The sequence below is a fragment of the Calothrix sp. UHCC 0171 genome, from assembly GCF_034931845.1.
Taxonomy (GTDB): Bacteria; Cyanobacteriota; Cyanobacteriia; order Cyanobacteriales; family Nostocaceae; genus Brunnivagina.
Map to the genome: position 1 here is coordinate 1 of NZ_JAYGHN010000083.1, position 8,818 is coordinate 8,818.

Sequence of the window (8,818 nt, forward strand, 5' to 3'; positions counted from 1 at the left end):
AAACTTCCCCACGAACAACATCCGAATATGTACCCTGGATGTCTACAAGGATTTTGAGCAATTTAGTAGCAGATTAGATGCTTTTGTCTCCCTTGCAGATGCGGTGATTATTGCACCTGGAGGAATTGGGACTTTGCTGGAATTATTTTATACTTGGCAATTAATGCAGGTAGAACATATCTGTGAAACCCCGATTATTCTATTTGGAGATATTTGGACAACATTAATGTTATGGCTAGAAACAGAGGTTTTAGAAAGAAAGTTTTTCAATAGCCATGATATGCATAACATTTTTCATCTGACCTCAGTCACAGGAGTGATCGATTTGATTAATCGAGTACATAGCGATCGCTTTCAAATGGAGCATGTCTGTGTAAATTACTCCAAATATCGACAGGATTTAAGTTTTGCTCGTTTTCTGGAAGGATAGGGACTCTTCCAAGAATTTCCATTTCTTTCATTAGCTGTTGTTGAGATAGATAAGCACTTCCAGCAAGTTTCCCACAGAAATTTTTCATTTCATCGGTTTTGAGTAAATCCATTTTGGTTTGAAGTTCATTGAGGGGGTAATTATGACAGAGGAAGAGCAGAGGTTACAGGCAAATCACAATCATACAGCTTGGAGTCGTTGGGGGTCATATCTGAGTGAACGACAGTGGGGAACGGTGCGAGAAGATTATAGTGCAGATGGTACAGCGTGGGAATTTTTTCCTCATGACCATGCTCGTTCTCGTGCTTACCGTTGGGGAGAAGACGGTATTGCAGGTATTTGTGACAATCATCAGCGACTTTGTTTTGCGATTACCCTTTGGAATGGTGCGGACTCGATTCTCAAGGAACGGTTGTTTGGCTTAACGGGAAATGAAGGTAATCATGGCGAGGATGTCAAGGAGTGCTATTTCTATCTCGATAATACACCGACTCATTCCTACATGAAATACCTCTATAAGTATCCCCAGGAAGCGTTTCCCTATGAGCAGTTAGTGCGAAAAAATCAACAGCGCGATTCCCTTCGGGATAGCTACGCTTCACGCTACTCCCTAGAATACGAATTGATTGATACTGGGATTTTTGACGATAATCGCTATTTTGATGTGGAAGTAAAATACGCCAAAAACTCTCCTGAAGATATCCTCATTCAAATCAGTATTACCAACCAAGGGAGTTACCCTAAAACTTTACATTTATTACCAACACTTTGGTTTCGTAATACCTGGTCTTGGGGATATGACTGCGAAAAACCAATTCTCAAAGTATTTTCTGAGTCAGATTGCTTCAGTATTATTGCAGCCAATCATCCTACACTGGGTCAGCGATCGCTATATTGTGAGCATAGCAATACACAGCAATTTTTACCTCTATTATTTACCGAAAACGAAACCAATTTTCAAAAATTGTTCGGGGTTAAGAATGCGTCTCCCTATGTTAAAGATGCTTTTCACGATTACTTAATTCACCAACGCCAAGATGCTATTAATCCTCAGCGCATAGGGACAAAATGTGCTGCACATTATGAGTTATCTATTAATGCAGGTGAAACTCAAACAATCAATTTACGGTTGAGTGATACTTCAGATTTGACAACACCTTTTGGTTCTGAATTTAATCAAATTTTTGCAACGAGGTTACAAGAAGCCGACGAATTTTATCATCGTATTTGTCCATTTGAAATGTCTTTAGAACGGCGACAAATTCAACGACAGGCATTTGCGGGAATGCTGTGGAATAAACAGTTTTATTACTACATTGTTGAAACATGGCTCAAAGGTGATCCAGCTAGTCCTCCTCCTCCAGTTTCCCATACCAAAGGTCGTAATTCAGATTGGATTCACCTTTTTAATGATGATGTGCTTTCCATGCCCGATAAATGGGAATATCCTTGGTTTGCTGCTTGGGATTTAGCCTTTCATCTGATTCCTTTGGCAATGATTGATCCAGACTTTGCCAAGCTACAATTGTCGCGCTTGCTGCGAGAATGGTATATGCACCCCAATGGACAAATTCCGGCTTATGAATGGGCTTTTGGTGATGTGAATCCGCCTGTTCAAGCTTGGGCTGCTTGGAATATTTATAAAATTGAACGAGAGTTATATAACCGTACTGATCAAGACTTTTTAGAACGAGTTTTTCAAAAATTACTGCTTAATTTTACCTGGTGGGTAAATCGCAAAGACATTGAAGGGAGAAATGTTTTTCAAGGTGGTTTTCTGGGTTTAGATAATATTGGCATCTTTGATCGCAGTGCCGAACTACCTACAGGTGGTTATTTGCAACAAGCAGATGGTACTAGTTGGATGGGAATGTATTGCCTAAATATGCTGGAAATTGCCTTAGAATTAGCCAAATCGAATCCCACCTATGAGGATATTGCCAGCAAATTTTTTGAGCATTTTCTTTATATTGCCGATGCAATTGACGGTATTGGACAATCAGATATTTCTTTGTGGGATAAACACGATGGCTTTTACTACGATGCGCTACGCTTTCCCGATGGACATTGCAACTTGCTGAAAGTGCGATCGCTCGTAGGGTTGATTCCATTATTTGCAGTCAGTACCATTGAACCAGCCACCTTATCTCAGTTTCCTAGCTTCAGTAAGCGGACAAAATGGTTTATTCAAAATCGTCCCGATTTGACTCAGAAAATTGCCTGTATGCAGACGAATGGTGTGGGTGAACGGAGATTACTCGCGATCGCTTATCGAGATAAACTCAGGCTTATTCTGCAAAAGATGCTCGATGAAAGCGAGTTTCTTAGTCCCTACGGGATTCGTTCGGTTTCTAAATTTCATCAAAAGCATCCTTACACAATGAAAGTGAATGGAACCGAGTATCGAGTAGATTATCAACCTGCTGAGTCTACTACTGGTATGTTTGGTGGCAATTCTAATTGGCGCGGACCGATTTGGTTTCCTATAAACTACCTAATTATCGAATCACTCCAGCGATTTTACTCCTATTTTGGCGATGACTTCAAAGTAGAATTCCCCACTGGTTCGGGTAGAGAAATGACTTTACAAGAAGTTGCGGTTGAATTGTCTGAGCGACTGATCAAACTTTTTGAGCAAGATGAATCGGGTCAAAGACCGTGTTATGGCAGTACAAAAAAGTTCCCGCACGATTTGATTCTGTTTCACGAATATTTTCACGGCGATAATGGTGTAGGTTTAGGCGCATCTCACCAAACTGGCTGGACAGGTATTGTCGCTAGATTAATTCAACAGTGTGCGAAATATCAGCCTAATTCTTGAAGGATCGCATATTAAAAGCTCTTTATAATTACTGATTTTTGCATATAAACGCGCCTTATAATAGTCAAAATTCTCCATTACTTTTGATGTTTTGATTTTGGGCTTGTTTAGTTGATGACTAGGAGTGAGGATTCTCTCAAATCTCCATAAAGAGAATTTTTGGTGTAGGATTATTGGCGATCGCGTTGCTCTCCAACATTCTTTAAAACCCCTTGACATAAAGGTTTCAAGCATAATTTTTCATTTCATCGGTTTTGAGTAAATCCATTTTGACTTGAGGTTCGTCTATTGAGTAGAAGGTACAAAACAAATACAAAGCAGAATCAAGACAGCATATGCGTCTAATTGGTTTGTATCTCGTCGGGATTTATTTTCTAACTCAAGTTAAGTATTCAATTAGGAGTTATGAACATGAAACGTCTAATTATCGCTAGCCTATCTACCCTAACTTTATCTAGTGTTGTGTTACCTGCTGTCAGAGCAAACCAGATAAACACCAACAACAAAGGTATTTCCCCAACTTTAATAGCACAGAATCAAAAGACCTCCGGAATGCTCATGGCTACTGCTGATGATGGTGCTCCCAGAGGTTTTAGCAAAGAAAGATGGCTGACTGCGAAAGGTGAGGTTTCCGTATCACCAGTCAATGCGAATAATTATAAGGTGACGCTCAAAGCTAGTGGTTTAGCACCTAATGGACTTTACACCTTCTGGTGGGTGAATAAAAAAGTTGTGGGAATGGACATGGGAGCAGCAGGAGGCACCCCCAGTAATGAATTCAGAGCCGATCGTCGGGGTAACGTCACTGCAAATATCACTGTACCCAACAATAATAATTATCAAATTCTCGCAGTTGCCTATCACGCAGATAACAAAACACATGGTCAAATGCCTGGTGAAATGGGCAAAGTTACCTTCACTCACCTAATGGGTAAATTTCCCAAAATTAGATAAGCCAGGGAAAGCAAGACTGAGTATCAACAACTGATGAAATGACCCAACCCAAGAAACGCCGATTCAGTTCCCATCTCAAACTATTATTAGTTAGTATTCTAGTTGCTATTATCATTGTTGCTGGCAAACAATTGAATCTTCAGGAACTTTTACGGACTTCCCTAATTTGGGTGGAAAGTCTCGGTTCTTTGGCAGCAGTTGCATTTATAGTCATCTACAACGTGGCAACCGTACTATTTATCCCTGGTACATTACTGACAATGAGTGGAGGTGTGCTGTTCGGCGTATTTTGGGGGTCAGTTTATGTGGCGATCGCCGCAACTTTGGGAGCAACCTGGGCTTTTCTGATTGGACGTTACTTGTGTCGGGATGTCATTTGCAAGACGATTCAGAGTAATGTTAAGTTCCAAGCCATTGACAAAGCAGTAGCCAAAGAAGGGTTTAAAATTGTTTTGTTGACTCGTCTTTCCCCTGTCTTGCCTTTCAATCTGTTAAATTATGCCTTTGGTATAACCCAGGTTTCTCTCAAAGATTATATTTTAGGTTCTCTAGGCATGATTCCCGGTACCGTGATGTACGTTTACCTTGGTTCTATGGTGGGAGATTTGGCGATGCTGGGAAAAAATGAGCAGTCAATTAGTCCCGAAACCCAAATTATCCAGTGTCTGATTCGGGGTGTGGGATTGATCGCTACGGTGGCTATGACTATTTATTTAGCACGTTTAGCCAAGCAAGCTTTAAATAAAAACATTTAATCGGGAGAAATTACCCATGTACCAACCTGTAAATCAGAATCTGACCGTTTCCCCACAAAAAAACAGAACTATCGCAGAGATATCAACTAGGAATTGGCAAAAGCTCGTTAAATTTAAATTTGTTTTCCTAATGTTGAGTGCATTTGCTCTGACTTTTGTATTCACCACAGAACCAGCTTTTGGACAAGAATCGGCACAAAATGTCTCCGGATTTAATCCCCAAATCTGGTTAAAGGATGCTTTACTGTGGATTGATGGTCTGGGTACTGTGGGAGCATTGGCATTTATATTTCTTTATATTGTGGCTACTGTTGCATTTCTACCAGGATCAATCCTCACCTTGGGTGCGGGTGTTGTCTTTGGTGTGGTGATGGGTTCACTGTATGTCTTTATTGGTGCAACTATCGGTGCTACGGCTGCTTTCTTGGTTGGACGTTATTTGGCGAGAGGATGGGTTGCCAAGAAAATTGCTGGAAATCAGAAATTTCGAGCGATTGATGAAGCTGTGGGTCGAGAAGGGCTAAAAATAGTCCTTTTAACTCGACTTTCACCTGTGTTTCCCTTTAATTTATTGAACTATGCCTACGGGGTGACGGGAGTTTCCCTCAAGGACTACGTTCTTGCTTCCATTGGCATGATTCCCGGTACGATTATGTATGTTTATATCGGTTCCTTAGCTGGTAATATTGCCACAATTGGTACTGAGTCTCAACCTGGTAATCCAGGTGTTCAGTGGGCGATTCGGATTATCGGTTTTATTGCTACCGTTGCTGTGACAATTTATGTGACTAAAGTTGCTCGTAAGGCTTTAGAAAATGAGGTTTTAGAGTCTAAGAATGATGAAAATGAACAATTCGATCTCAATTAATTGATAGACGAAATTTGTCCAATGAAGCCTAAAAACGCATTAATTGCTAGTTTAACAGGAACCGTGATTGTTGCTTTGTGCTGCTTCACACCTATTCTAGTTATTTTACTAGGAGCAGTCGGATTAAGTGCGATCGTCGGTTATCTCGATTATGTTCTCTTACCAGCATTAGGAATATTAGTCGCACTAACTTTGCTTTCATATTTTCGCTACCGCAAGTCACATCGCAAAAATGTAAATAGGAGAAAAAATATGTCTGAAGAATGTTGCTCTAAAACTCAAAATTCCTGGAAAGGAAACTGTCCAGTGAATGGGATGAAAGGAAGAACCGTAAAAACAATTACACTCAAAAGTTTGTTGAAACCGAAGGCATTAGAAACCCTTAATTCTCAAACAAATTACTTTTTCTGTGATTCAATTGATTGTCCCGTAGTTTATTTTAACGAACATGGTCAAACTTTCATCGTAGACGAGATAAAAGTCCCTGTGTTCCCAAAAGCTCAGGGGGGACAAGTTCCTGTGTGTTATTGTTTTAATTGGACAAGAGACAGAATAGGACAAGAAATTCAACAGACAAACCATAGTACAGCCGAATCTTCAATTCGCACCCATATTCAAGCTGGACGTTGTGGTTGTGAGGTGAACAATCCCCAGGGTAGTTGTTGTTTAGCAAATGTTCGTAAACAGTCAAAAACTTATCTCTGAGAATAACATCAAATTTGTCAGGGAAATTAGCAGAAGTCTCAGCATTTTCTCAGTAATTATTGATAATATACTCAGGGATAAGGACGATTATTTATTAATAATATAGGAATATTGTTTAACTAGTAGATGAAGACAGAAAGCTTAAAATCTGGAAATTTCAGCTTTTTCCTCACAACAATGGTTGTTTTATTTACGTCGTATAGCACTAGTTTAAAATTCAATTATTTACATTGTTTGAATTTCAAAATAGAAAAGTAATTACTCCCGATTATATCCGACATGTATACTATATTTTAAACTCAGTGTTTTTTTGCCTATTCAAGGAGTGAATTTATGTCAAACTATGGATTTCAAAAAGTTACTCTTCCACCAATGGATGAGTATAATCAAAAATTAATTTCCCACGTTCATCCCCCAGATTGGGTTAATCCCCAACCTGCTGATTGTTATGATTTAGTTGTGATTGGTGCGGGTACAGCAGGATTAGTTGTTGCAGCAGGTGCAGCAGGTTTAGATGTGGGATTAAAAGTAGCTTTAGTAGAAAAACATTTAATGGGTGGGGATTGTTTAAATGTCGGTTGTGTCCCTTCCAAATGTATGATCCGTTCCTCTCGCGTTGTGGGGGAAATATTGTCAGCAAAAGCTTTAGGAATTAATCCACCAACACAAATAGATGTTGATTTTCCCGCAGTGATGGAGCGAATGCGTCGTTTAAGGTCAGGTATTAGCCATAACGATTCGGCTCATCGTTTTCAAAAACTGGGAGTCGATGTTTTCTTGGGGAATGGTCATTTCTTACATAATAATACAGTTCAAGTTGGTGATAAAACTCTACAGTATAAAAAAGCTGTAATTGCTACGGGTGCTAGGGCTGTGCGACCATCAATTAAGGGAATTGAAGAAGCTGGATTTTTGACGAATGAAACTGTTTTTTCTCTCACTAAATTACCTAAACGTCTAGCTATAATTGGTGGTGGTCCCATCGGTTGCGAATTAGCTCAAGCTTTTCAACGTTTAGGTGCTGAAGTTATCCTATTCCATAATGCTTCTCATCTTTTAAATAAGGAAGATAGCGATGCGGCGGAAATTGTACAAAATGTTTTCATTCGCGAAGGTATTCAGCTACTTTTAAATAGCCAAATCCAAAGTGTGGAAAAAACTCCGGAAGGAAAAATGATCCACGCGATTAGCAATGGCTCTAAAGTATGCGTTGTTGTTGATGATATTTTAGTAGGTGCGGGACGCGCACCGAATGTGGAAGGTTTAAATTTAGAAGCAGTTGGGGTGGAGTATGATCAACGTAAGGGAGTAAAAGTTAACGATTATCTGCAAACCACCAACCCGAAAATTTATGCAGATGGAGATATCTGCATGGATTGGAAATTTACCCATGCAGCAGATGCCGCAGCGCGGATTGTGATTAAAAATACTTTGTTTTCTCCCTTTGGATTCGGAAAATCTAAACTGAGTAGTTTGGTAATGCCTTGGGTGACATATACTGATCCAGAAATTGCCCATGTGGGAATGTACGAACAACAAGCTCAAGCACAGGGGATTGATATTAATACCATCAAGATTCCCTTTAGTAGTGTAGATCGCGCGATCGCAGACGGGGAAGAAGATGGTTTTGTGAAAATTATCCACAAAAAAGGTACGGATAAAATTTTGGGTGCAACCATTGTCTCCCGTCATGCAGGAGAAACTATCAGTGAAGTCACCACGGCTATTGTGAATAAAATTGGTTTAAATGGTTTGTCTGGTGTAATTCATCCCTATCCAACTCAAGCCGAAGCTATTAAAAAAGCCGCAGATGCTTATCGCCGTACTTTATTAACGCCAACATCAAAACGCATTTTAGCATTGCTGACTAAATTTTCTTAAATGAGGATTTTTCAGAAGTGGTTCCGGAAGCAAACCCTTAATTATCGAAAACCAAGTATCAAACTATATTTCAGCCAGAGACAACCCTTTAGTCCAATCAGTCGGTAACTCAGGATGGCAAGTCTCGGATATATGGAGGGATATTCGAGTCGATAATTTCTCTAATTCACCAATTCCAAGAGATGCGATTCTGGAGTCTTGGGAATCCTCGCCAACCCTAATAAAATAACTTTTAACATAACATTTTAGCTGTTTTGAGCCTTCCAACCGAACAGTCTTTTTGCCTTGGGAAACGTTTTTACAAGGTATCCCTCTGTCACCCATGATCGAAATTGTTCGATAGTTTTATGCACATCTCCTTGTAAAGTCTACTGAAATCGAGTTAGTCTTGGACAGTAACAAAT

The 8,818-nt window shown here is 39.7% G+C and carries 7 protein-coding genes and 1 pseudogene; all 8 read left to right on the forward strand.

The genetic code is table 11. The features are described from left to right. Window positions 1–430: LOG family protein (locus tag VB733_RS26880; RefSeq protein WP_323343109.1), on the forward strand; the 430-nt coding region annotated here is incomplete at its 5' end. A gap of 142 nt (window positions 431–572) precedes the next feature. Then, window positions 573–3,251: an MGH1-like glycoside hydrolase domain-containing protein gene (locus VB733_RS26885; RefSeq protein ID WP_323343110.1), complete on the forward strand. Its 2,679-nt coding sequence runs from the start codon at window positions 573–575 to the stop codon at window positions 3,249–3,251. Window positions 3,252–3,662: 411 nt separating this feature from the next. Beyond that, the gene (locus VB733_RS26890; RefSeq protein ID WP_323343111.1) at window positions 3,663–4,205 is read left to right on the forward strand and encodes a hypothetical protein; all 543 of its coding nucleotides are present in this window, start codon (window positions 3,663–3,665) and stop codon (window positions 4,203–4,205) included. A gap of 38 nt (window positions 4,206–4,243) precedes the next feature. Then, the gene (locus VB733_RS26895; protein WP_323343112.1) at window positions 4,244–4,960 is read left to right on the forward strand and encodes a TVP38/TMEM64 family protein; all 717 of its coding nucleotides are present in this window, start codon (window positions 4,244–4,246) and stop codon (window positions 4,958–4,960) included. Between the two features lie 130 nt (window positions 4,961–5,090). Next, on the forward strand, window positions 5,091–5,828 hold the full coding sequence (locus tag VB733_RS26900) for a TVP38/TMEM64 family protein (RefSeq protein ID WP_323343113.1): 738 nt from the start codon (window positions 5,091–5,093) through the stop codon (window positions 5,826–5,828). A 21-nt stretch (window positions 5,829–5,849) separates the two neighbouring features. Continuing rightward, window positions 5,850–6,533, forward strand: coding sequence for a putative iron-sulfur cluster-binding metallochaperone (locus tag VB733_RS26905; RefSeq protein ID WP_323343114.1), 684 nt, complete (start codon window positions 5,850–5,852; stop codon window positions 6,531–6,533). A gap of 333 nt (window positions 6,534–6,866) precedes the next feature. Continuing rightward, entirely contained in the window at window positions 6,867–8,414 is a 1,548-nt protein-coding gene (locus VB733_RS26910) for a mercuric reductase (protein ID WP_323343115.1), read from the forward strand. A 43-nt stretch (window positions 8,415–8,457) separates the two neighbouring features. Continuing rightward, window positions 8,458–8,643: pseudogene (locus VB733_RS26915) on the forward strand (hypothetical protein); the annotation flags it as partial. Between the last annotated feature and the right edge of the window lie 175 nt (window positions 8,644–8,818).

Coding starts and splice junctions, on each gene's coding strand:
- VB733_RS26885 (WP_323343110.1), top strand. CDS start 573: ATGACAGAGGAAGAGCAGAGGTTACAGGCAAATCACAATCATACAGCT.
- VB733_RS26890 (WP_323343111.1), top strand. CDS start 3,663: ATGAAACGTCTAATTATCGCTAGCCTATCTACCCTAACTTTATCTAGT.
- VB733_RS26895 (WP_323343112.1), top strand. CDS start 4,244: ATGACCCAACCCAAGAAACGCCGATTCAGTTCCCATCTCAAACTATTA.
- VB733_RS26900 (WP_323343113.1), top strand. CDS start 5,091: ATGTTGAGTGCATTTGCTCTGACTTTTGTATTCACCACAGAACCAGCT.
- VB733_RS26905 (WP_323343114.1), top strand. CDS start 5,850: ATGAAGCCTAAAAACGCATTAATTGCTAGTTTAACAGGAACCGTGATT.
- VB733_RS26910 (WP_323343115.1), top strand. CDS start 6,867: ATGTCAAACTATGGATTTCAAAAAGTTACTCTTCCACCAATGGATGAG.